Origin of the sequence: Daejeonella sp. (assembly GCF_044232565.1) — a bacterium.
Lineage (GTDB): Bacteria > Bacteroidota > Bacteroidia > Sphingobacteriales > Sphingobacteriaceae > Daejeonella.
Map to the genome: position 1 here is coordinate 1 of NZ_JBIILQ010000013.1, position 23449 is coordinate 23449.

The window sequence follows — 23449 nt, forward strand, 5'->3', positions numbered from 1 at the left end:
ATCGCTTTACGCCCAATAAAATGCTGCATTTTGCCGATAATTTGTGGGGGGCAACCCTCATCATTCGGGCAGTAATGAACGGCTTCTCCTTCTTTACGGATGAGTATTGTTCCACATTCGGGACATGATTCAGGGTAAATGACCTTTTTTGCATCTGGATTACGTTTTCCAGTATTTACGGCAATTATTTTAGGGATGATTTCTCCGCCCTTCTCCACCAAAACGGTATCGGCTGAGTGTAAATCTAAACGCTTAATTTCATTGGCATTGTGCAATGTTGCTCTTTTTACAATTGTGCCAGCCAATAAAACGGGTTTTAAATTCGCTACTGGGGTAACTGCACCAGTACGGCCAACTTGATAGCTTACTTTTTCAAGAATGGTTTCTACTTCCTGAGCCTTGTATTTGTAGGAGATGGCCCAGCGAGGGGATTTTGCGGTAAATCCTAGTTCTTGCTGCTGACTGAAATTATTGACCTTAATAACAATTCCATCAATATCATAACTTAAACCAAAGCGGTGCTCTTCCCAATAGTTTATGAAATCAAGTACACTCTCAATATTGTTGCACAATTTTGTATGCTCACAAACATGAAAACCCCATTTTTTTACCGCTTCAAGACTTTCCCAATGAGTGCTAAAATTATTATTATCGCTATATAAAAAGTATAAAAAGCAATCGAGAGGACGTTTGGCAACTACCGCCGAATCTTGCATTTTCAAGGTGCCCGAAGCGAAATTTCTAGGATTGGCAAAAGCATTTTCATTATTCTCAATTCGCTCATTATTAAGCCTTTCGAATGCGGCACGATGCATGAATATTTCTCCGCGAATATCAAATGATTCGGGGAACGCTCCTGCCTTAATTAATTTCGGAATGCTACGTATAGTTTTTACATTGTTCGTTACATCATCGCCCTGCGTTCCATCACCTCGTGTAACGGCACGTACCATTTTACCATTTTCATAGGTAATATTGATAGATAATCCGTCAAACTTTAACTCACACACGTACTCAAAATCATTGCCAATCGACTTCCGTACACGTTCATCAAAATCTTTTAAATCTTGTTCGTTGTAGGTGTTTCCTAAAGAAAGCATGGGCCATTTATGCTTTACAGTTTCAAATTCCTTGGTAATATATCCGCCAACTTTTATGGTTGGCGATTCAGGATCAAGATATTCTGGGTATTCTTTCTCTAATTTGGCTAGCTCTTCAAGCTTTTTATCGAATTCAAAATCTGAAATTACTGGTTGGGCCAAAACATAATATTTGTAATTATGCTCATTAAGCTCTTTAACAAGGCTTTCAATCCGTTCTTTTATTTCAAATAATGACATGAAGCGAAGATAATTTTTTCAATTGATAATTTTAATTAAGCAACTAATTTGTTCCATGTTTATTTGGAATATTAATCTATATAAATTATTATATCGTATTCATTTTAGGGTAAAGGGTCAATTACAAGAGCTATTTCATCATATATCTCCATATAATTCTTTCGTACTGATTGATGATATTCGCCAAGAATTTCTGAAAGGTCTTGCATTTGTTTTTCATTCAATGGATCTTTCCAAATGCGCATACAAATACGGTTTAAGGCATACATTAAGTTATGGCTTTCGCGATAGCTATTGAGGTAGTTTGCTTGGATAAACTTTTCAAAGAATGTGAAGAAATGGACGGTATCATCCAAGTTATTTATTTCAAGAAACTGTTGTACTAATTTTCTGTCCGCTTGCCGCAGGTGTACATACAAATCTTCAGCATCTACCTGGTTTTCAGTGAGTAGGGTGCTATCGAGCATGAGCTCCAACGAAATATGGGCTAAAAAGGATGGTCTTACAACAGAATCTTGTAAAGCAGGAATAATGAGATCGCGAATGGCATGTGTATGTTTTTGAAAAAATTGAGAATTATGAAAATGACGATCGACCGCCAAATGCCTCCTCCAACCCCTTAAAATCGAATGTTCAACCGTACTGCTGTAGTATTCACTATTTTTTTCTGGATGTAAATTCCAATCTTTTCTCGCATTTTTTACTAAATCCGGCAAAATGGTTCCCAACACCAAATGGGGGTCTTCACTATTCCGGTCGAAGTAAAAGTGAGATAGGAAATTCATTTTTTCTTGCTTTTTGTGTTGTTAATGCTCTTTCAAGATTTCTAAGCAACAATTAAAAATACGATTTTTTTGCGATGCAGGGGTTTTATCAATTCTGTTATATTTGTAAACTAATGAGCCTTAATATAAAATGAACTTTGTAGAAGAATTACGCTGGCGAGGAATGCTGCACGATATCATGCCCGGAACGGAAGAGGAGCTGAATAAGAAAATGACCTCTGGGTACATAGGTTTTGATCCAACAGCAGATTCATTGCATGTTGGTCACCTTACTCAAATTATGACCCTTATACATTTTCAACGAGCAGGGCATAAGCCTGTAGCTCTTGTAGGTGGTGCAACAGGTATGGTTGGCGACCCATCCGGTAAGTCGGCAGAGCGTAACCTCCTCTCTGAAGATGTTCTAAATCATAATGTTAAATGCCTCGAAAGTCAGCTGAAAAAATTTCTCGACTTTAACTGCGGTGCCAATAGTGCCGAAATGGTGAATAATTACGATTGGTTTAAAAACTTCAGCTTTCTTGACTTTATTCGCGATGTAGGTAAACACCTAACTGTCAATTATATGATGGCTAAGGATTCTGTAAAAAAGCGGTTAGAAGGTGAAACTGGGATGTCTTTTACTGAATTTAGCTATCAGCTTGTGCAAGGGTACGACTTCTATTATTTGTGGAAAGAGAAGAATTGCCAGGTTCAAATGGGCGGTTCAGATCAGTGGGGTAATATTGTTACCGGAACAGAATTGATTCGTCGCAAGGGTTCGGGAAGTGCTTTTGCAATTACTACTCAATTGATTAAAAAGGCTGATGGTACTAAATTCGGAAAGACGGAGAGTGGTGCGGTATGGCTCGACCCTGCTAAAACCTCAGCCTATAAATTTTACCAGTTTTGGTTAAATACTACAGACTCCGACGCAAAAAGTTGGATTCGCATATTTACTCTTAAATCGCAGACTGAAATAGAATCTCTTGAAAAGGAACATGATCTTGCTCCACACTTAAGAATCTTACAAAAAGCTCTTGCAGATGAAATCACTGTCCGCACGCACTCGCAAGAAGCTCTTCAAACAGCGCTTAAAACATCCGATTTCTTATTCGGTAATGGTACCCTCGAATTTTTAAACTCACTTTCTAAAGAAGATGTGCTTGAAGTTTTTGAAGGTTTACCTCAGTTTACCATTTCAAAAGATGAACTTTCAGCAGGTATCAACGCTACTGATTTGTTAGCCGAAAAGACCACAGTTTTCCCATCAAAAGGAGAAGCTCGCAAAATGATTAGTGGGGGAGGAGTATCCATAAATAAGGAAAAAATTATGGACCCAGCACTTATTCTTAATGCTGAAAACTTGATAAATGGCGAATTTTTAGTCGCGCAAAAAGGTAAGAAAAACTATTTTTTGATTAGTGTGGAATAATTTTCATTCTGCCCCTGTAGTATCTATTCATTGATACCGGAATTAACATAATGTTTATGCAAGAGCAGATTAGCGATTATTATAAAGTTCAAATTATTGAATGTGAGTTAGAAACAAAGCGCTTGGAAAGACTTATAAATGTCTATTCTTTTTTGCGACTTTTTGCATTGGCTATTACTTTAGTTATTTTTTATCAATGTATTAAATACGATCAAATTTGGCTGTCTATTTTATCAGTTTTACTTTTTATTTTGGGATTCACTTGGCTAGTTTCTAAACAAAAGGGATTTCAAAAGCAAAAAAACTACTTTATCTCCTTAGCGGATGTTCATGAAAATGAACTTAGTAGCATAGCTAGAAAAGCTGGTTTGTACTCGGATGGCTCGGACTTTTCTGATGACTTGCATCCTTATTCCTCAGATCTGGATATTTTCGGAAAATCCTCTCTTTTTGAGATGATTAACCGTTGTGCAACGGCACCTGGAAATGTAACCTTGGCAAATTGGCTACTTAAACCTTCTTCAATAATTGAAATTCGTGAACGCCAGGAAATGCTAAGCGAATTGCGCTCTAAATTAAAATGGAAGCATCATTTTCAAGCGGTTCTCCTCTTTGCAAATACTCCATCTGAAGATAAAGTGAAGGAATTATTTCGCTATATGGATTCAACAGTCCAAGAGCAAGCTCGGTGGCTTAAAAACTACGTTAAAATTATTCCATATCTCTTTTTTGCCTTCTCAATTGGTGCATTCTTTATTCCTTATTTAGTTCTAGTACTTTTTACGCTACTCATTTTCAACTTTTTTCTTACGCAAAATTTTAATGCTAGAATTCTAAAAACGGATAGCATTATCGGCAAAATGAGTAATATTCTTACTCAATTCTCGGAGGCTATTAAAGCAATTAAAAATGAAGATTGGAACACCAGCTTGGGTAAAAAATTAGCTTCGGATCTCAAAAATGATAACAAGGCTAAGTTTTCCGAGCAAATAAAACATTTTTCGCTTTTAATAAGTCATCTAAGCCTGGGACTGACAAGTGTGGGTGTAGTTCTAAATGCGCTTATGATTTGGAATATCCGTCAATTGTTCGCTATTGAGGATTGGAAAAAGCAAAATCATGCCAATTTGAAGCAGGCTTTTGAGCTAATTGCCTCTTTCGAAGCCTTGATTAGTTTGAGTAGCTTAAATACCAATAATCCTGAATGGTGTTTTGCTGCTATCCAAGAAGGCGATCGATATACACTAAATGCCAAAGAAATTGCTCATCCTTTAATATCATCTTCAACTAGAATAAGCAATGATTATAGTTTAAATGATGAATTAAAAATTGATATCATAACCGGCTCAAATATGGCTGGTAAAAGCACTTTTCTGCGGACTCTCGGTATAAATACGGTTCTTGCTTTGTGTGGGGCGCCATCCTGCGCCAAAGAGATGCAGGTAAGCAGAATGCTAGTCTTTTCCTACATGCGTATCCGCGATTCTTTAAATGAAAGCACATCGACCTTTAAAGCGGAACTCGATCGTTTGCAAGCATTGTTGAAAATTCTGGAAGGGCCAGAAAGGGTTTTCTTTCTAATTGATGAAATGTTACGCGGGACTAACTCACTTGATAAATACCTAGGCTCTAAGGCGGTTATTGAAAAGTTGATTGCACAGAATGGGGTGGGAATCGTGGCAACACATGATTTACAGATTGCGGATTTAGAAAAGAAATACCCGAATTATATTAGAAATTTTTATTTTGATATTCAGGTTGAAGGCGAAGAAATGAACTTTGATTATAAGCTCAAAGCTGGGGAGTGTAAAACTTTTAATGCTTCTTTATTGCTAAAAAGAATTGGAATCTATCCTGAAAAGGATTAACCTGAGCCTTTCAGGATTTTCAATCATAAAAAAAGCCCATAAAATCAATGATTTTATGGGCTTTTTTATATTCAAAATATTCAAGCCTTATCTGCCAACCGACAATTGCCAACCGACAACTGATAACTGATAACCGATTATAGTCTTTTTATTTCAATATTTCTGTACCAAACCTCATCTCCATGATCCTGTAGTGATATTTTACCAGATATGTACTTTGCAAATCCAGGCATGGTATTAAACTTACTTCCTGCAACCATATTATTCCATTGCTCATCCCAAATACTAGTAGAAACAATGTTTACTCCGTTCATCTTGAAGTCGAGTTTGCCATTTTTTGAGATAATTTCAACCTGATTCCACTCACCAACTGGCTTTACAGGCTCAGAACTGCTTGCAATAAGGTCGTAAAGGTCGCCAGCACGATGTTTATTAAATTTTCCATCTGGATGACCATCATTATCTAATACTTGCATTTCGGGTCCAGTATTATAAGACGCTCCATATTTTTTAAGGTCTTCATTCACGAAAAACATGATTCCACTATTTCCGTTTTTAGAAATTTTCCATTCTAATTTAAAATGGAAATTACCAAACTCTTCATTTGTAGTAATATCTCCACCTTGTCCTTCTTTTTTATTTTTTGCATCAAGGTATAAAGAACCATCAACTACCTTCCATGCCTTTCCCGCTTTTTTTTCACCATAACTATGCCATCCTGATGTTGTTTTTCCATCAAATAGTTTTTGCCATTCTTGGGAACTTGTATTTGAGGTGTCTTTCATCACATTTTTACTTGATCCACATCCGCTAATAAAAAGAGCAGATAGAATCATAAGACTAAAATATTTCATATTAATTTGTTTTTAGGGATAGGATATATTTAACCATTTCTGTTGCATCTTCAGTGCTAATTGCCGGGTGTGGCGACATCGGAATTTCACCCCAATTTCCTGAACCTCCCTGAATAATTTTTCCTACTAACATTGCAATATTTTCGTCGGTTGCAGGGTATTTATTAGCTACGTCATTGTAAGATGGACCAACAATTTTTGCATCTACTTTATGACAAGTTAGGCAGTCAGATTGGCTAATTAATTGCTCACCTTTTGCTGATCCTACAGCCACAGTCGCCGCTTCTTCTGTTGCCTTTGTTGAAGTACTGCTAGTATCATCAGTACTTTCTGTTTTTTCGCCTCCACACGCAAAAATTATACTGCAAATTCCTACTAGTGCGATTATTTTTTTCATGATTCTGTATTTATATTGAGTAAAAATAGTGATTTATATTAAATGCCTAATATTTTTCGGTTAAACTCTTCGTCGCTTCCACGCCCGGCGAAATCATCAAATGCTTTTTCTGTAACCCGGATAATATGGTCTTTAATAAATGCTGCTCCTTCACGTGCTCCATCTTCGGGATGCTTAATGCAGCATTCCCATTCCATTACTGCCCAACCTTTAAAATCGTATTGTGTTAGCTTACTGAAAATTTTCTTGAAGTCTACTTGCCCATCACCTGGAGAGCGATAGCGTCCTGCACGGTTTGCCCAGCTCTGATATCCTCCAAATGTTCCTTGCTTCCCTGTTGAATTAAATTCAGCATCTTTTACGTGGAAGGCCTTAATCCGCTCATGATAATGGTCGATATACTGCACATAATCAAGACATTGTAATACGAAATGCGATGGGTCGTACAATAAACATGCTCTTGGATGATTATTCACCTTTTCCAAAAACATCTCATAAGTTACGCCATCAAAAAGATCTTCTCCGGGATGAATTTCATAGCAAACATCTACTCCATGTTCATCAAAGTGGTTGAGAATAGGTAGCCATCTTTTTGCTAATTCTTTAAATCCTGCATCAACAAGCCCTTCCGGACGCTGTGGCCAAGGATGCCAAGTATGCCATAATAATGAACCACTAAATGTTGCATGTGCATTTAAACCCATGTTTTTCGAGGCTTCCGCAGCATATTTTAATTGTTGAACAGCCCATTCTGTACGTGCCTTCGAATTATTATGTACTGAGGCGGGTGCAAATCCATCGAAGAGTTGGTCATAAGCCGGATTAACTGCCACTAATTGTCCCTGTAGGTGGGTAGAAAGCTCGGTAATCTCCAGTCCGCACGAATTTATTAACCCCTTAATTTCATCTGCATAGGTCTTGCTTTCCGCCGCTTTTTGAAGATCAATGCAGCGTGGATCCCAAGTAGGAATTTGTACACCCGCATATCCAAGGCTTTTCGCCCATTTACAAATCGACTCTAGACTATTAAATGGAGCTTCATCTCCTAAAAATTGTGCTAGAAATATTCCAGGTCCTTTTATTGTTGTCATTTTCTCTTAATTAAAGGTCAAAATTTGTCCACTTTTCATTACTTAAACCACTCCTAACCACATTGTCAATAAATGCCATCCCCCTTATTCCTTCATCAACAGATGGAAAATCCAAAGCTTCTGCAGGTGCTGTTCTTCCTTCAATTTTTGCAGATAAACAGAGTGTAAAATTTCGGTAAAGGTTACCAAATGCCTCTAAATATCCTTCTGGGTGGCCAGCAGGGGTGCGACTATTGAAATTAGCCTCCTTTGTTAATCGGTGGCTTCCAGTTCTTAATATTTGAATGGGTTCATCCAACCATTTCATAATCAAAGTATTTGGCTCCTGTTGTGCCCATTCTAAGCCTCCCTTTTCGCCATAAACTCTAATTCTAAGCGCATTTTCTTCGCCCGCAGCTATTTGTGAGGCTACGAGTACTCCATTGGCACCATTATCAAATCGCAGCAATACATTGCCATCATCATCCAATTTTCGGCCTTCCACAACTATATTAAGATCTGCACAAAGTTTCGTAATTTTTAATCCGCTGATATATTCGGCTAAGTGGGCTGCATGGGTACCTATATCGCCCATACATCCGCTCTTTCCAGATCGCGCTGGGTCGGTCCTCCATTCGGCTTGTGCATTTCCGTCTTTTTCGGAAAGGCGACTCAGCCAGCCTTGTGGATATTCAACTAAAATTTTTCTGATTTTACCTAATTCCCCATTTTTAACCATATTTCTTGCCTGCTTCACCATTGGATAACCCGCATAAGTATGTGTTAAAAGGAGTAATAAGCCTGTTTCTTCCACCTTTTTCTTGAGTTGCTTCGCCTCATCCAAGGTAAACGAAATAGGCTTATCGATAACCACATGAAAACCATGGTCGAGGGCCATCATAGCAGGTGCAAAATGTGCGTGGTTAGGAGTAACTATTGTTAAAAAATCCATGCGCTGATCTGCAGGTAATTTACTTTCCTTTTTGATCATATCTTCGTAGGTATGATAGCTTCTCTCCGGACTTAAAAACAGCATTTTTCCGCTTTCATTGGCTTTATCCGGACTAGTACTCAATGCGCCACAGACCAATTCAATCATTCCATCCATGTTAGCTGCAATACGGTGTATGGCACCAATAAAGGCTCCTTTACCACCACCAACCATTCCCATTCTTAATTTTCTATTCATAATTATCTAAAAATGTAATCTCATGTTTTTATGAAAAAGAATCAATCTGGAATAAATTTTTTAACCAGAATTAATCAATCAAAATCATTGGCTCAATATAATAATACACTGGCGCAATTAAAATTTCTTACAAGCATTTTTGTGAGAATTTTTTATTCCATTTATTTTTTGAATGAGGCTTCTGTCATAGAAAGAATATTAACAGAAGCCTTATTCTGAATTATTTTACTGGATTAAATGTTAAACTTCTCAATAATGCACGGTTTTTGAGATTTTTTGAATCTGTAAGGATATGCACATAAAGCGTATGCAGCTTTTTGTCGATCATTGGTTTGAGAGCGACCGACACATTTTTTTGTGAATTTATAGTGCCATTATCTAAGAAATTGCTTTTTCCAATTAAAAGGCCTTTTTCAGAATCAAGGCGTAGTTCAACGGTGTAATTTCCTGCTTGACCTCGTGAGATATTCGAAAGTTCAACTGTACTGATGCCTGATAGATCGAGTTGTTTGATTTTTAGCCATCCATTATTTTCAGGGTAAACCAAAAACCCACTGCTTGTAGAATCTTTAAAGGCTATGTTTTTCTTGTCTGTAAGCTCGCGAGCATTATATTTATTACTTCTTAATAATACCGAAGAAGTGCCTGTCAATGGCTTTAAACCGAGTGCACCTTGGTCTGTATAGCTTGCAAATAAATTAAAACTTGTGTTTTCTTCATCATCCTTTATTGGTTCAGGAATGATTTTTCCTACCATTGGAAGTGAAGCCTTTGCAATAGCGGCATTCTCCAGAGATAAAACCCATTGTGCGATTTTTTTGGCATCAACCTCGCTAATTGTGGGGTGTGCCGACATAGCCACTGGTCCCCAAATGCCACTACCTCCATTAATAATCTTCGCAGCCAAATAGCTCAATGCATTCGCATCCTTCTGGTACTTTACAGAAACCTGCTTAAACGAGGGGCCGACAGATTTTTTATCCATTTGATGGCATGCCTGGCAATCTGATTTTAACATCAACGCTTGTCCCGCCTGTGTTTCAGAATAAACTTGATGTCCCAATGATGATCCCGCCAAATCGGTTCCTTTATTATAGCTATTTGCTACATAAACGGTGGTTTTATTCACTACAGCCCCTTGGTCATTTACAATAACCTGATAATCAATAGGCTTACCGCTAAAATAGAAACTTCGGTTGCCTTTTAATTGTATTGCAAGATTAGGCTGAGCATTACCAGCTACTACTTCTATAGTATTACTTTTACTGATGGCCTTTTGTTTATCCAATACTTGTACACTCACCAAATGCTCGCCTGCTTTGGTGTAAATATGTTCAATAGATGGCACCGAAGTGGTTTTTTTAATCCCATTTCCTAAATCCCACACATAACTTAATGCATCCCCATCTGGATCTACAGCCTCAACCTTTGCAACTAGTTTAAAAGGTATTAATCCGCTACTATTCTTTAAACTAAACTTATTGATTTTTGGTGGTCGGTTTCCTGCAATATAATCGATCCTCGATATGCTTGCATCTGCATTTTTTGTAAACCATCCTTTTCCATATTCTAGAATATAAATTCTTCCATCGGGGCCTATTTCCATATCAACAGGAGCTGCAAATGACGTGGATGGCATAAAACTTTCCATATTGTCATAGTCGCCATTTTCTTTCATGCTCACTGCCTTAACCCAATTTCTAATCCAATCGTAAAAAAATAATTTCCCGTTAAAATAATCAGGATATCTAGTTTCCTTAGGATATGATTCATTGTGATAAACAGGGCCTGCCATTGCTGTACGCCCACCAGATCCGAGTTGTGGAAATTCTTTCGAATCCCCATAAGGATACCAAATAAATGCAGGCTGAACAGGAGGGAGATTCTTCAATCCAGTATTATTTGGTGAATTATTTATTGGCTTTTTAGGGTCGAATGCTTCTCCTGCAATTCCTGTTTTATAATCGTAAGATTTGTATGGATAATTATTGCCAACAAAATATGGCCAACCAAAAAAACCAGCATTTCTTGCTTGGTTTAATTCGTCGTAGCCACGGGGCCCTCGCTCGGGACTATCGGCACTGGCGTCTGGGCCCACTTCACCCCAATATAAAAAACCTGTTTTACTATCAATAGAGATGCGGTAGGGGTTACGGTTTCCCATAACGTAAATCTCTGGTCGCGTACCGGGAGTATTTGGTGGGAATAAATTGCCCTCAGGAATTTCATAAGTCCCATCAGCCTTGAGCCTAATTCGTAAAATCTTACCACGTAAATCGTTTGTATTGCCCGATGATCTACCTCCATCATATTGTTCAAGTCCGGGTCTATTATCCATCGGCCCGTAGCCTTTATTCACAAATTGCTCATTGGGAACATCAAATGGCGTGGTATTGTCGCCAGAAGAAACATATAATAAACCATCCGGACCAAAAGCAATGGATCCTCCAGTATGACAACAAATTTCTCGTTGAGATTTAACATCTAAAATTACTTTCTCTGACGATATATCAAATTTGTCGTTAATGAATTTGAATCTTGAAAGTCGGTTGACTGCCGTATCTAATGGGCTATAATAAATGTATACAAAATTATTTTCCTTAAAATTTGGGTCTGCCGCCAAGCCTAAAACACCTTCTTCAGCATTTACTCCCTTTACTGATGTTTGTGAATAGGTTTTTAACGCTGCAACTTGACTAATACTTTTTGTGTTCGATTTATAAAGCATCACTTCTCCACGACGCTGTACCAATAAAATGTCCAAATTTGGCAGAATCGCCATTTCTGTAGGCTCAAACAAAGTGCCCATCGTTAAAACTGTTTTTACAAGTCTATTTTCTTCGGGAACACGAGGTGTTTTTGCTTTTGAATAATCAAGCTTATTGTTTGTCCCAATAGCATATTGTATTCCACCTAAAACATGTTTGAGGAATAGTGGATCGGTATAAGATTCATTGGTATGGCCTAATCCTGTGTAAAAAGCTCTACCTCCATCAAATTCCTGAAACCATGAAATAGGGTGATTATCACCATTCTCTCCTCCCTGATAACTTTTTTCATCCAGATTAATTAGGACTTGAACATCTTTATTGATATTCTTATAATTGTACCATTCATCTTTATGATTCCAGTTTGCTGGCAAATGTTTAGTGGAAATATGATTTTTATTTAGAATGTTAAGGGTGGCATCTTGAATTTTCGGGTGACTCATAAAATAGGCCCCTGCCAATTTACCATACCACGGCCAGTCATATTCTGTATCTGCGGCAGCATGAATTCCCACATAGCCACCACCGGATTGAATGTAACGCTCGAAGCTGATTTGCTGCGGACTATTCAACACATTGCCTGTGGTACTTAGGAAAATTACTGCTGAATAATTCTTCAAGGAATCTTCATTGAAATAATTTTCACTCTCTGTGGTATCAACTTGAAAGCCATTTTCATTCCCCATTTTTATCATTGCGAGCTTTCCAGCACGGATAGATTCATGTCGATATCCGGCAGTTTTACTAAAAATTAATATTTTTGGCTTTTCAGTTTGCTTCCAGCTGCTAAAAGAAAATAGCGACATCATGAGTATTAAGGAAGGAATTAGTTTTGCGGTATGCTTCATTTTTATTGTGATTGTTTTTATCTTAAAAAGTCCAATTTTTCTTTAATTTCAGCATTGTTTCGATATAAATCAAACAATATCTAATAGGTTTTTAGTGATTTCTGCGAAATTGGTTTAAAAAAATGCAACATTGAATTATTATTGAGTATGAAATATTAAAAATAAAAATATACATTTATTTTAAACAAAAAATGAAAAATGATGGATGGGTAAATGCTTGGGAAGATTTGGGATTTTATTTCTTGAAATGTTATCGTTTTAATGGTGCTCAAATAGACAGATAAATTACTTTTCATTCTTCAGTATTCACATTCAAATTAAACTAAACAAAATAATATTAATTATGACCCTAACAAAACGAATTAAATTATCCTTCATGATGTTCCTGGAATTTTTTATCTGGGGCTCGTGGTTTGTTACACTTGGTACTTTTTTGGGAAAAAATCTACTTGCTGATGGATCTCAAAGCGCTGCGGTATTTTCTACCCAATCCTTCGGAGCTATTATTGCACCTTTTATCATTGGCTTAATTGCCGATAGATTTTTTAATGCAGAGAAAATTCTTGGTTTTCTACACCTAGTAGGTGCTTTGTTGATGTTTCAAATGTACAATGCAACTGATTTTGGGGGTTTCTATCCTTATGTTTTTAGTTACATGATTATGTTTATGCCAACCTTGGCTCTTGTTAACTCGGTTTCTTTTAATCAAATGAAAAATCCAGAGAAGGAGTTTTCATCCATTCGTATTTGGGGAACAATTGGTTGGATTGTTGCTGGCCTTTGCATCAGTTTCCTATTTCATTGGGATTCAGTTCAAGGAGTTACCGATGGCTTATTAAAAAATACCTTCTTAATGGCTTGCATCGCTTCCGCTATTTTAGGTGTATTTAGTTTCACTCTTCCAAAAACTCCTCCTTCTGCAGTAAAAGGAGAAAAGGTAACCTTATCAGATATTTTGGGCTTAGATGCTCTTAAATTATTAAAGAATAAAAATTTCTTAATTTTCTTTATATCATCGATTCTAATCTGTATTCCGCTAGCATTTTATTATCAAAATGCTAACCTTTTCTTGTCTGAGCTAGGAATGGAAAATCCGACAGGTAAAATGACTATCGGACAAATTTCAGAGGTGTTATTCTTATTATTACTGCCTGTTTTCTTCACTAAATTCGGCTTTAAGAAAACTATACTTGTTGGTATGATTGCTTGGGCAGTTCGCTATTTGTTTTTTGCCTATGGTAATGCCAATGAACTAGCATCCCTTTTAATTGTCGGTATTGCACTGCATGGAATTTGTTATGATTTCTTCTTTGTTTCGGGACAAATATATACGAATTCAAAAGCTGGCGAAAAATATAAAAGTTCGGCTCAGGGCCTAATAGCTCTTGCTACCTATGGCGTTGGAATGCTGATTGGTTTCTGGGTTGCAGGTTTAGTAAGTGATGCGTATAAAATTTCTGACACAAGTCATGACTGGGAGAAAATCTGGTTGGTAGCTGCTGGTATAGCTGCCGCTGTAGCCATTATATTTGTCTTTACCTTTAGCCAACGCGAAGAAGAAGCTCAAAGACAAAATGATGCAGCCTCACATTAACTCATTGATTTTATCGCAAAAGCGGTTATAAAAATTATGGTTAAAGGCAGCTATACTATTGCTTTTAACCTTCTTCTATGAAATGAATGCTGTTTTATAGCTTTAAAGAGAATAGTTCCTTAAAAGCTTCAGCTAATATTTGAGATGTTTAAAGAATTGAAATTTTTAAAAAAAATATGGCTGATAATATCTATGATGCAATTGTAATTGGTTCAGGAATTAGTGGGGGCTGGGCTGCCAAAGAACTGACCGAAAAGGGGTTGAAAACGATCATGCTTGAGCGTGGAAGAAACATTGAGCATGTCAAAGATTATGCAAATGCAACTAAAAATCCTTGGGAATTTCCTCATAGAGGTGGACGCACCCAGGAGATGATAGATAATTATCCTGTTTTGAAGCGCGATTATGCGCTCAATGAAAAAAACCTCGACTTCTGGGCAAATGAAAAGGAGAGTCCCTATACTGAAGTAAAGCGCTTTGATTGGTACAGGGGTTATCAGGTGGGTGGTCGTTCTTTAATGTGGGGCCGTCAAAGTTATCGCCTAAGTGAAATGGATTTTGAAGCGAATGCTAAAGAAGGTATAGCAGTTGATTGGCCAATACGCTATAAAGATCTAGAAAAATGGTATGGCTATGTGGAGCGCTTTGCCGGAATTAGTGGCTCAAAAGATGGTTTAGCTCAGCTTCCTGATGGCGATTTTCTTCCTCCAATGGAGATGAATGTAGTTGAGAAAGTTGTTGCTGCACGTATAAAAGCACATTACAAAGAAAATAGACACATGCTTATTGGAAGGGTGGCAAACCTAACCAAGGCTATTCAAGGCCGTACAAATTGTCAATACCGTAATAAATGTTGGCTTGGCTGTCCATTTGGAGGCTATTTTAGCACGCAATCCTCAACCCTTCCTGCTGCAGTGGCAACTGGAAATCTTACGCTCCGTCCATTCTCAATCGTAACAAAAATCTTGTATGATAAGGATACTAAAAAAGCTACTGGAGTAGAAGTATTGGATGCCGAAACCAATCAGACGTATGAATATTTTGCAAAAGTTATCTTTTTAAATGCCTCTGCTCTAAATTCTACTTGGGTTTTAATGAACTCAGCGACTGATGTATGGGATGGTGGTTTAGGAAGTAGCAGTGGTGAACTGGGACATAACCTTATGGATCATCATTTCCGCTTGGGTGCATCTGGTAGAATGGAAGGTTTTGAGGATAAATATGTTTTTGGGCGTCGTCCTAACGGAATTTACATCCCTCGCTTTAGGAATCTAGGCGATGAAAAACGCGATTATATTCGTGGATTTGGTTACCAAGGTGGTGCTGGTCGTGAAGGTTGGGGTCGTAATGTTGCTGAGTTAAGTATTGGCGGCGATTTTAAAGACGCACTTTGTGAACCAGGGTCTTGGACGATGGGAATTACCGCCTTTGGTGAAACTCTTCCATACCATGAAAATAAAGTTACTCTTGATCAGAATAAAAAAGATAAGTGGGGCTTAAATGTGCTTTCTATCGATGCTGAACTCAAACAGAATGAGCTCAATATGAGGAAAGATATGATGGCTGATGGCCAGGAGATGCTTGAAAAGGCTGGGTTGAAGGATGTAAAAACCTTCGACACAGGGTATACCCTCGGCATGGGAATTCATGAAATGGGTACTGCAAGGATGGGACACGATCCTAAAACATCAGTACTCAATAAATTCAATCAGGTTTGGGATGCGACCAATGTTTATGTCACAGATGGGGCAGCAATGACCTCTGCAGGATGTCAAAATCCATCATTAACTTATATGGCTTTGACTGCCCGTGCGGTTGATCACGCTGTTAGTGAATTAAAAAAAGGGAATATTTAGTCAGGATTTTATGAATAGAAGAGAAGCAATAGCACAGGTTAGCTGGATTTTAGGTGGTACTATCATTGGATCAAGTCTTTTTCTTGAGTTTGGATGTAGCCCGAGTACGGAGCAAAAGCCAGTATTTTTTGACCAAAAAATAGTAGACCTCCTAAATGAAATTGGTGAGACTATTTTACCAAAAACAAGCACTCCTGGGGCAAAAGAGGCCAAAGTTGGCTTGTTTATGGATATCATGGTAAAAGATTGCTATACTAAAGAACATCAGCTTATTTTCCAAGAAGGAATTAAGTCGCTCGAAAGTCAAATTAAAACCCAAACAGGAAAATCTTTCATAGAAATTAATGCTCAAGAGCGTACAAGCGTACTAATAAAGCTTGATGCGGAGCAAAAGGCTTATACGGAGACAAAAAAAGCGGAAGATCCACCTCATTATTTTAGAATGATGAAGGAGCTAACACTTCTCGGATTTTTTACTTCCGAAATTGGATCGACCAAAGCTTTACGTTACGTTGAAACCCCAGGGAGTTTTGATGGAGATGTTCCTTATAAAAAAGGAGATCGCGCATGGGCAAATGCTTAATAAATAATTTTTTCATTTAATAATTTTATGACGGAGAAAACTAATTCAAGAAGAGATTTTGTTAAAACAGCTGGTCTTGCTGCAGCAGGTTTTATGATTGTACCTCGCCATGTATTGGGAGGAAAGGGCTTTACCGCGCCCAGCGACCGCTTAATAGTTGCTGGCGTTGGTGCAGGTGGTAAAGGTGAGAGTGATCTTACAGGCTTTGTTAGCGGCGGTAAAGCCGAAGTTGGCTTTTTATGCGATGTGGACGACCGTCGTGCAGCAAATTCTGTAAAGAGGTTTCCTAAAGCCAAATATTATAAAGATTGGCGTGAGATGATGGATAAGGAGTCGAAAAATTTTGATGCGGTTTCTGTGTCTACTCCAGATCATAATCATGCTATTATCACGCTCTCTGCCATGCAGCTAAAAAAGCATGTTTACGTTCAAAAACCACTTACTCATGATATTTATGAGGCAAGGATTTTGACAGAAGCAGCAAAAAGATATAAAGTAGTCACCCAAATGGGAAATCAAGGTACATCTACTGATGGTTCTCGTAAATTGATGGAATGGTACAATGCCGGGATTATTGGGGATGTACATACCGTTTATTGCTGGACCGACCGCCCAGTTTGGCCTCAAGGTATTCCTTGGTCTTCAAAAAAATCGGAAATTCCTAAACAATTGGATTGGGATTTATGGCTTGGAACAGCACCTCAGACTGATTATGTAGATAAATTGGTGCCTTTTAACTGGCGTGGATGGTGGGATTATGGAACTGGAGCTCTTGGAGATATGGGCTGCCATTTAGCGGATGCGCCTTTTAGAGTACTCGGACTAAATTATCCTACTGATGTGGAATGTAGTGTGGGTAGTGTTTATGTTGATTCCTTTAAGCGTGGCTACTTCCCAGAAAGCTGCCCCCCGTCTTCTCATGTTATTATGAGCTTTAACTCCGCAAAACAAAATAATGCACAGGTTAAATTGCATTGGATGGATGGCGGAATTCAACCGGAACGCCCCCAAGAACTTGGTCCCGACGAAATTTTTGGTGATGGTGGGAATGGGGTTCTTTTTATCGGCTCTAAAGGTAAAATGCTCTGCGATACCTATGGAAAAAACCCTAGGTTATTACCCCTCTCAAGAAATGAGGAGGTGAATGTTGCTGAAACTATTGCTCGTGTACCAGGGCAAGAAGCGGGTCATTACACGCAATGGGTTGATGCGGCAATTGCTGGCTATGGTAAAATGGAGGTAAGCTCCGACTTTTCTGTCGCGGGTCCACTTACCGAAGCGTTATTAATGGGTAACCTTGCAATTCGTGGCTTCGATATTCGTAATGCAAATGCTGCAGGCAATGGTTTTACCTACCCAGGTAGATATAAAAAATTACTGTGGGATGGGCCAAATATGAAAATTACTAACTTTGATGAAGCTAATCAATTTGTGAAGAGAAAGTATCGCTCGGGCTGGACTTTAGGGATGTAATTGATTGTTTTCGATTATTGATATATTAATTTGGGAGTGGATTTTTTCTGCTCCCTTTTTTTGTTTAGGATATTATTGCTAAATCTAATATGTATAAATCTTTTATCCTTCAAATTATTTAGCTAAAAGCTTGTTATTTTAATTAAAAAGAAATATTTTATCGATTTTGATTTTTGAATGCTTTAATTCTGTACTAGTAAATTACATCCTCTGATATCGCTATTATCAAATCTCCCTAAAATCTCAAAACTTCCATCTTGGTATGTTTTTCCGAGGTCTTGGCTAGCCAAAAAGCAACATGAATGAATATTTGCAAAATCAGTAATATTTATTCCGCCAGTCTGTTCATAGCCTAAAAAACTCAGAGGATCATTGGTATCTCTAACGGCGACTTTCATCCATGGCGGACAATAAAAAATGCCATTTCCTTTGGAATAAGCCTGCGATAAAAGTTCGGTCATGCCATATTCTGAATGGATGGAACTTACTCCAAATCCTGCACATAATATTTCATGAAGTTCAGTTCTTAATAATTCTTTTCTCTTACCTTTCATGCCGCCGGTTTCCATCACAATAAGTTCTGGAAATTCAATGCGATGGCTCTCTACAAAATCCAATAATGCATAGGTAACACCAATTAAAATTGTGGGTGTTTTGTTTTTTTGGAGATCATCAAGCGTGTTTTTCAGAGATTGATGGTCATAAAGAAAATAACCGCTTTTTTCTTGATTGCTGAGTCCGATTAAATCATCAACCATGTAAATGAGGGATGATCCTTCCCGTTCTTGATAGGATGGGAGAAGCGCTAAAATAACGTAGTCTTTAATATTTCCGTAAAATAATTGGAATGCTTTACGATAGCTTTCTATATAAATTGAAATGTCTGGAACTAAATGTTGGCTTTGGACCATTCCGCTTGTCCCAGAACTACTAAAAATAACCTCTGTAGGCAATTTACCACAAATAATCTTCTGGCTTTTAAAAAACTCGATGGGAAGATAAGGAATGTTTTTAGGCTCTTTGATACTTTGAATGTCAATCCCAAGATTAGCTACAAAACGACCGTAAACTTCATTGTTCCGGACTTGATAATTGAAGATTTCAAGAGATAGTGCTTCGAATGTTTGAAGGTCAGAAACAGAAAAAAGTCGACTGCTATCTAAATATTCCACATCCAAAGATAAGAAACCTTTTCAAATGTGTTCAGAATTGCTCGCATGAATAAAAACGCTGTTTATTATTTCCTTTTCGTTGGCATGAAAGCTTCTTTAGCATAGCGTCCTGCGAGGGCAGAAAATCCTGCTGCAATTCCGCCAATTATTCCACTTATTAGCAATACAATCAACCAGTTGAATGAGTTAAGGGGCAAGGTAAGCATGCCTGCAACACGATTTGCTAAGATGTTTTCGTTTGGAAGCGTATGGATCAATCCTACGATTATCCAAAGTGTAAAAATGGCAAGAAATGCAGAAAAGAACGCGTTTTTGCCCGAATTAGCTCTCCATGCTGCTAAAGCAAATGCTACTGGTGCAATAATCCACCAGGGTAAGAACAGTTGTAAAATCAGAGAAATTATAGCGATTAAAAGGAATAACATAGTCTTATTTTTTTTTGTTAAATATTGAGGCTTATTTGTTGAGTAAGCTGTTAATTTTATTTATTCTTTAACTTCCAGGTTGAAATGATTCGTTTTGATGTTTCCTTTTTATTCTTTAGGAAAACTAATTCGTTTAACTTTCCATCCGACCACGTATCAACCATATCATCGTAATAGTGACTTCCAGGATTGCCTGATTCTCCACCAGGAAAAACACCATAGGCCTTTACGTTTTTACCTAAGGCTACAATCATTCTCCAGGATGGTCCATTGGTTTCACTTACCGCATTTACCGAAGTTTTGGAGCCTCCATTATATAAATTTTTAGACCCGAATCCTGCAATTTTTGCAAGGTGAGGAACATTCGTGCTCTTTAAATTTCCCCATTCCCAGTCTTTATCAATTGAGCCATATTTGCGTTTCAGGCTATCTATAGCGAATTTGAAAGAAGCATTTACAAGTTCTGTTCGTGTTTCTTTTTTCGCGGTATTTACATTGTCATACCAAACAGAATTGGGTTCATTTAATAGTAATTCAACGCTTCTATCACGTGAAGGGAATCTCATAGGTGTTTTAGGGTCACTAAATTCATCCTTCCAAATTTGAACTCCAAGATTTTTATGCCATAATTCAAAGATACTAGCACCGATTTCATCGGCATTAAAATGTTTATTCCACTTGCTTAATATACTAAATCCTTCTTTTTCAATTGCATTAAGTGATTTTATGTCCACCAAGCTTTTAAGAGTTGGTAAAATATTTTCTGCAAGAACACTGTAATTATCGTTCTGCAAGTTTTGTAAACTATCCACTGTTGCTTGCGTCATAACAGCTAATCTCTTATTTATTCTGTGAGAACGCTCATAACCTGCATATTCCCAGTTAATATAATAAGGATAGCTGGGATCATTTGGAAACTGATTTGCTGAACTAACAAACTTTCTTTTCGGATTTTTAACTGTTGGGTTATGCTCTGCCGGAATTCTGCCTTGCCAATCATTTGCCGGATCAGATCCATCTAATAAAAATTTCCCTTGTCCGCGCCATTTTAGAGGCAAATAACCATTTGGTGTAATAGCAATATCATTATCCACGCTAGCGAAAATAAAGTTTTGTGCAGGTGCTGAATAGTAAGTTAATGCTTTGCGGTAATCTGCATAGTTTTTTGCTCTATTTAGCATGAAAAAAGTCCGGGTATCATTTGATCCATCATGTGCCACCCATCTAAGAGCATGCCCCGTTGGAATATTATTAATCATTGAGAAATTATCCGGACGCTGTTGGCTAGTATATACTACCGGACCGTGATGAGTATAAATGACGGTATCTGTCAAGGTTTTGCCCCCATTTACTTGAATTGTTTCTATTCTTGTCTTTGTAGGATTCCATTGATTATTATACCAATACTCTTTTTTAGATTCATCTTTAAATTTAATATTATACCAATCTAATACATCGGCACCGACGTTTGTTACTCCCCAGGCTACATTTTGATTAAAGCCAATGATGATTCCAGGTGCACCAGGAATGGAAACACCGCATGAATTCATGTCGGAAGAGGCTAGTTGAATTTGATACCATATAGAAGGTAGTGTGAGATCAAGGTGAGGGTCGTTGGCAAGAATTGGAAAGCCACCTGCTGATTTCTCTGCGGCTATTGCCCAGTTATTACTTCCTATTCCTTCTTCAATTTCCCTAGTCTTAATATTATATGCTGTTTTATCGGACAGGTTTAATTTTGGAACACTCGGCGTTTTGATCGGATCGAAATCCCAAGTGGTGCCAACAGGAATTATAGGGTCTTCCCTGTATGGATAATCAGGAAATAAGTTTTTAGTTATTTCCGGTCCGAACTTACTTAGAATGTTATTCATGTAAAATTCGTTGGAGCCTCCAGCCAGGGTGGCCGACATTAATTTTAGAAGTAAAGCTGAATTTAAAGGCTTCCAATCTTCAGGAGCATAATCTAATATTTTGAATTCTAGAGGGTAGTCTCCGGGATTAAGCGAGTGGATGTATGCATTCACACCAGCGGTATAGGCATCCATTGTTTCTTTTATTTCAGGATCTTCCATCATCATCTTCACCATATTTTCAGCACCAAAAGTCATACCCATTCTACGTTGGTATCTATCAAGCTCTATAGCTTTGGGGCCAACAACTTCTGATAATCGGCCAGAGGCATAGCGAGTTTGGAAATCCATCTGCCATAATCTGTCTTTAGCAGTAATATATCCTTGAGCATAATAAAGATCGTGGTTGTTGTCTGCGAAAATATGAGGAATCATCTGATCATCGAAGTGTATCTCAACATCACCTTTTAAGCCTTTAATAATCAAATTATTTTCTGGATTTTGTTCTTTAGCTTCTGCGTTTGTCCAAAATCCTTGAAAAGGGTCTAGAAATTTTGCTAATGGTGGAATATCTCCAAGTTTTGTATTCAAAACAACAATCAGTGCAAATGCAAACAATCCGGCAAAAACCGCTTTAACTATCTTCATAAAATTCAAATATTTATAAATATCCTAAAAATTAATAAGTTTTTCAAAATATTATTTTTTGTTAAATATTTAGTATTTGTTAAAATTTCGCGGTTTTCAGAGTCTTTTGAGGCGCAATTTTACTGCACATAGATAAATAAATGTTAAAATGTTTTGTTTGAGTAGAAATATTGCATTAGTTTTATTAATTAATTCAAAAAAAAATCAAAATAAATCCGAGAACTATGAATAAAACATTTACTCGTTTAGCCTGTATTTTATTGTTAATTATTGGCACTATGAACATCAGTTTTGCTCAAACTACGAGCGTTTCTGGTGTCGTTACCGATAAGTTAACCAACGAAACACTGCCAGGCGTTGCCATCACAGTGAAAGGCAAAACAATTGGAACATCTACAAATGCTGAAGGAAAATTCAATCTCAGTACTTCAGAAAAAGCACCATTTACCGTGGTGATTACCTACATTGGTTACAAAACTATTGAGCAAGTGATTGCTGGTTCTGTTTCGAATCTAGAAATTAAAATGGAATCACAGTCGATTCTTGGTCAAGAAGTAGTAGTTGCTGCTTCACGTACGCCTGAAAGAATATTGGAGTCTCCAGTATCTATTGAGCGTTTCGGACTAGCTGCTATTCGTGAAACTGCTGCACCATCATTCTATGATGCCCTTAATAATTTAAAGGGGGTAGAAATGAGTGCTCAAAGTTTAACCTTCAAGTCGATTAACACTAGAGGTTTTAACGCAAACGGAAATACAAGATTTAACCAATACATTGACGGAATGGATAACCAGGCTCCTGGTTTGAATTTCGCTGTGGGTAACATCATCGGTATTTCAGAGCTTGATCTTGATAATGTGGAGCTTCTTCCAGGTGCTTCATCTGCTTTATATGGAGCTGGTGGTATTAATGGTACCATGTTAATGAATTCAAAAGATCCTTATACCACTCAAGGAGTAAGTTTCTCTACGAAAAATGGTGTCAACCACGTTAATGATCCATTACAATCGTCAGCATATTTCCAGGAATATGGATTAAGATTTGCAAAGGCATGGAATAAATTTGCATTTAAAACAACTTTCTCAATCCTAGAAGCAGATGATTGGCAGGCCGCTAATACTACAAACTTCAATCGTACTTCACGAAAAGTTATAGGTGGAGATAGAAGTTCTGATCCAAACTATGATGGTATAAACGTTTATGGTGATGAGGTTAGTCAGAACATGCGTAATATTGCTAATTCTGTACAATCGGCAACCAATGCAGGTGTTGCAGCAGCATCAGGTGGAGCTATTCCTAATATTGTTGGAGT

General features: G+C 37.6%; 17 protein-coding genes. 7 read left to right on the forward strand and 10 right to left on the reverse strand.

Annotated features, from left to right (window positions below):
* Nucleotides 1-1340: NAD-dependent DNA ligase LigA (gene ligA, locus ACILQF_RS01770; protein WP_395625692.1), on the reverse strand; the 1340-nt coding region annotated here is incomplete at its 3' end.
* A gap of 104 nt (nt 1341-1444) precedes the next feature.
* Complete coding sequence (locus ACILQF_RS01775) at nt 1445-2125, reverse strand: hypothetical protein (protein WP_395625693.1); 681 nt, start codon at nt 2123-2125, stop codon at nt 1445-1447.
* A gap of 130 nt (nt 2126-2255) precedes the next feature.
* Here ACILQF_RS01775 and tyrS point away from each other — a divergent pair, with 130 nt between their 5' ends.
* Nucleotides 2256-3539, forward strand: a complete 1284-nt coding sequence (tyrS, locus tag ACILQF_RS01780; protein ID WP_395625694.1) for a tyrosine--tRNA ligase — start codon at nt 2256-2258, stop codon at nt 3537-3539.
* 56 nt (nt 3540-3595) lie between these two features.
* A complete protein-coding gene (locus ACILQF_RS01785) occupies nt 3596-5407 on the forward strand; it encodes a hypothetical protein (protein ID WP_395625695.1) in 1812 nt (603 codons plus the stop codon).
* Nucleotides 5408-5544: 137 nt separating this feature from the next.
* Here the strand turns inward: ACILQF_RS01785 and ACILQF_RS01790 are convergent, their stop codons facing one another.
* The 5 genes from ACILQF_RS01790 to ACILQF_RS01810 all read right to left on the reverse strand — a co-directional run bounded on the left by ACILQF_RS01790 (nt 5545) and on the right by ACILQF_RS01810 (nt 12533).
* On the reverse strand, nt 5545-6261 hold the full coding sequence (locus ACILQF_RS01790) for a DUF1080 domain-containing protein (RefSeq protein WP_395625696.1): 717 nt from the start codon (nt 6259-6261) through the stop codon (nt 5545-5547).
* A 1-nt stretch (nt 6262) separates the two neighbouring features.
* Nucleotides 6263-6658, reverse strand: coding sequence for a c-type cytochrome (locus ACILQF_RS01795; protein ID WP_395625697.1), 396 nt, complete (start codon nt 6656-6658; stop codon nt 6263-6265).
* 38 nt (nt 6659-6696) lie between these two features.
* A complete protein-coding gene (locus ACILQF_RS01800; protein ID WP_395625698.1) occupies nt 6697-7749 on the reverse strand; it encodes a sugar phosphate isomerase/epimerase family protein in 1053 nt (350 codons plus the stop codon).
* Between the two features lie 10 nt (nt 7750-7759).
* On the reverse strand, nt 7760-8917 hold the full coding sequence (locus tag ACILQF_RS01805; RefSeq protein ID WP_395625699.1) for a Gfo/Idh/MocA family protein: 1158 nt from the start codon (nt 8915-8917) through the stop codon (nt 7760-7762).
* 220 nt (nt 8918-9137) lie between these two features.
* Nucleotides 9138-12533: a ThuA domain-containing protein gene (locus ACILQF_RS01810; protein ID WP_395625700.1), complete on the reverse strand. Its 3396-nt coding sequence runs from the start codon at nt 12531-12533 to the stop codon at nt 9138-9140.
* A gap of 343 nt (nt 12534-12876) precedes the next feature.
* On the opposite strand from ACILQF_RS01810, the gene ACILQF_RS01815 reads away from it, so the two are divergent.
* From ACILQF_RS01815 to ACILQF_RS01830, 4 genes are all read left to right on the forward strand, one after another.
* Nucleotides 12877-14127 carry a nucleoside permease gene (locus ACILQF_RS01815; RefSeq protein ID WP_395625701.1) on the forward strand — a complete coding sequence of 417 codons (1251 nt, stop codon included), beginning with the start codon at nt 12877-12879 and terminating at the stop codon, nt 14125-14127.
* 176 nt (nt 14128-14303) lie between these two features.
* Nucleotides 14304-15983: a GMC oxidoreductase gene (locus tag ACILQF_RS01820; protein WP_395625702.1), complete on the forward strand. Its 1680-nt coding sequence runs from the start codon at nt 14304-14306 to the stop codon at nt 15981-15983.
* 10 nt (nt 15984-15993) lie between these two features.
* Nucleotides 15994-16566 (forward strand): gluconate 2-dehydrogenase subunit 3 family protein, encoded by a 573-nt coding sequence (locus tag ACILQF_RS01825; RefSeq protein WP_395625703.1) that lies wholly within the window; start codon nt 15994-15996, stop codon nt 16564-16566.
* A 27-nt stretch (nt 16567-16593) separates the two neighbouring features.
* Nucleotides 16594-18039 (forward strand): Gfo/Idh/MocA family protein, encoded by a 1446-nt coding sequence (locus ACILQF_RS01830; RefSeq protein WP_395625704.1) that lies wholly within the window; start codon nt 16594-16596, stop codon nt 18037-18039.
* 182 nt (nt 18040-18221) lie between these two features.
* On the opposite strand, the gene ACILQF_RS01835 is transcribed toward ACILQF_RS01830, so the two are convergent.
* The 3 genes from ACILQF_RS01835 to ACILQF_RS01845 form a co-directional block, all read right to left on the reverse strand.
* The gene (locus ACILQF_RS01835) at nt 18222-19211 is read right to left on the reverse strand and encodes an acyl transferase (RefSeq protein WP_395625705.1); all 990 of its coding nucleotides are present in this window, start codon (nt 19209-19211) and stop codon (nt 18222-18224) included.
* Nucleotides 19212-19276: 65 nt separating this feature from the next.
* Nucleotides 19277-19636 (reverse strand): hypothetical protein, encoded by a 360-nt coding sequence (locus ACILQF_RS01840; RefSeq protein WP_395625706.1) that lies wholly within the window; start codon nt 19634-19636, stop codon nt 19277-19279.
* A 56-nt stretch (nt 19637-19692) separates the two neighbouring features.
* On the reverse strand, nt 19693-22137 hold the full coding sequence (locus tag ACILQF_RS01845) for a penicillin acylase family protein (RefSeq protein WP_395625707.1): 2445 nt from the start codon (nt 22135-22137) through the stop codon (nt 19693-19695).
* A gap of 224 nt (nt 22138-22361) precedes the next feature.
* Here ACILQF_RS01845 and ACILQF_RS01850 point away from each other — a divergent pair.
* Nucleotides 22362-23449 (forward strand): carboxypeptidase-like regulatory domain-containing protein (locus ACILQF_RS01850; protein ID WP_395625708.1); only part of this gene is annotated, 1088 nt, incomplete at its 3' end.

What these genes read in the sequence shown, in the direction of transcription:
- ACILQF_RS01775 (WP_395625693.1), bottom strand. Translation starts at nt 2,125, where the DNA reads ATGAATTTCCTATCTCACTTTTACTTCGACCGGAATAGTGAAGACCCC.
- tyrS (WP_395625694.1), top strand. Translation starts at nt 2,256, where the DNA reads ATGAACTTTGTAGAAGAATTACGCTGGCGAGGAATGCTGCACGATATC.
- ACILQF_RS01785 (WP_395625695.1), top strand. Translation starts at nt 3,596, where the DNA reads ATGCAAGAGCAGATTAGCGATTATTATAAAGTTCAAATTATTGAATGT.
- ACILQF_RS01790 (WP_395625696.1), bottom strand. Translation starts at nt 6,261, where the DNA reads ATGAAATATTTTAGTCTTATGATTCTATCTGCTCTTTTTATTAGCGGA.
- ACILQF_RS01795 (WP_395625697.1), bottom strand. Translation starts at nt 6,658, where the DNA reads ATGAAAAAAATAATCGCACTAGTAGGAATTTGCAGTATAATTTTTGCG.
- ACILQF_RS01800 (WP_395625698.1), bottom strand. Translation starts at nt 7,749, where the DNA reads ATGACAACAATAAAAGGACCTGGAATATTTCTAGCACAATTTTTAGGA.
- ACILQF_RS01805 (WP_395625699.1), bottom strand. Translation starts at nt 8,917, where the DNA reads ATGAATAGAAAATTAAGAATGGGAATGGTTGGTGGTGGTAAAGGAGCC.
- ACILQF_RS01810 (WP_395625700.1), bottom strand. Translation starts at nt 12,533, where the DNA reads ATGAAGCATACCGCAAAACTAATTCCTTCCTTAATACTCATGATGTCG.
- ACILQF_RS01815 (WP_395625701.1), top strand. Translation starts at nt 12,877, where the DNA reads ATGACCCTAACAAAACGAATTAAATTATCCTTCATGATGTTCCTGGAA.
- ACILQF_RS01820 (WP_395625702.1), top strand. Translation starts at nt 14,304, where the DNA reads ATGGCTGATAATATCTATGATGCAATTGTAATTGGTTCAGGAATTAGT.
- ACILQF_RS01825 (WP_395625703.1), top strand. Translation starts at nt 15,994, where the DNA reads ATGAATAGAAGAGAAGCAATAGCACAGGTTAGCTGGATTTTAGGTGGT.
- ACILQF_RS01830 (WP_395625704.1), top strand. Translation starts at nt 16,594, where the DNA reads ATGACGGAGAAAACTAATTCAAGAAGAGATTTTGTTAAAACAGCTGGT.
- ACILQF_RS01840 (WP_395625706.1), bottom strand. Translation starts at nt 19,636, where the DNA reads ATGTTATTCCTTTTAATCGCTATAATTTCTCTGATTTTACAACTGTTC.
- ACILQF_RS01845 (WP_395625707.1), bottom strand. Translation starts at nt 22,137, where the DNA reads ATGAAGATAGTTAAAGCGGTTTTTGCCGGATTGTTTGCATTTGCACTG.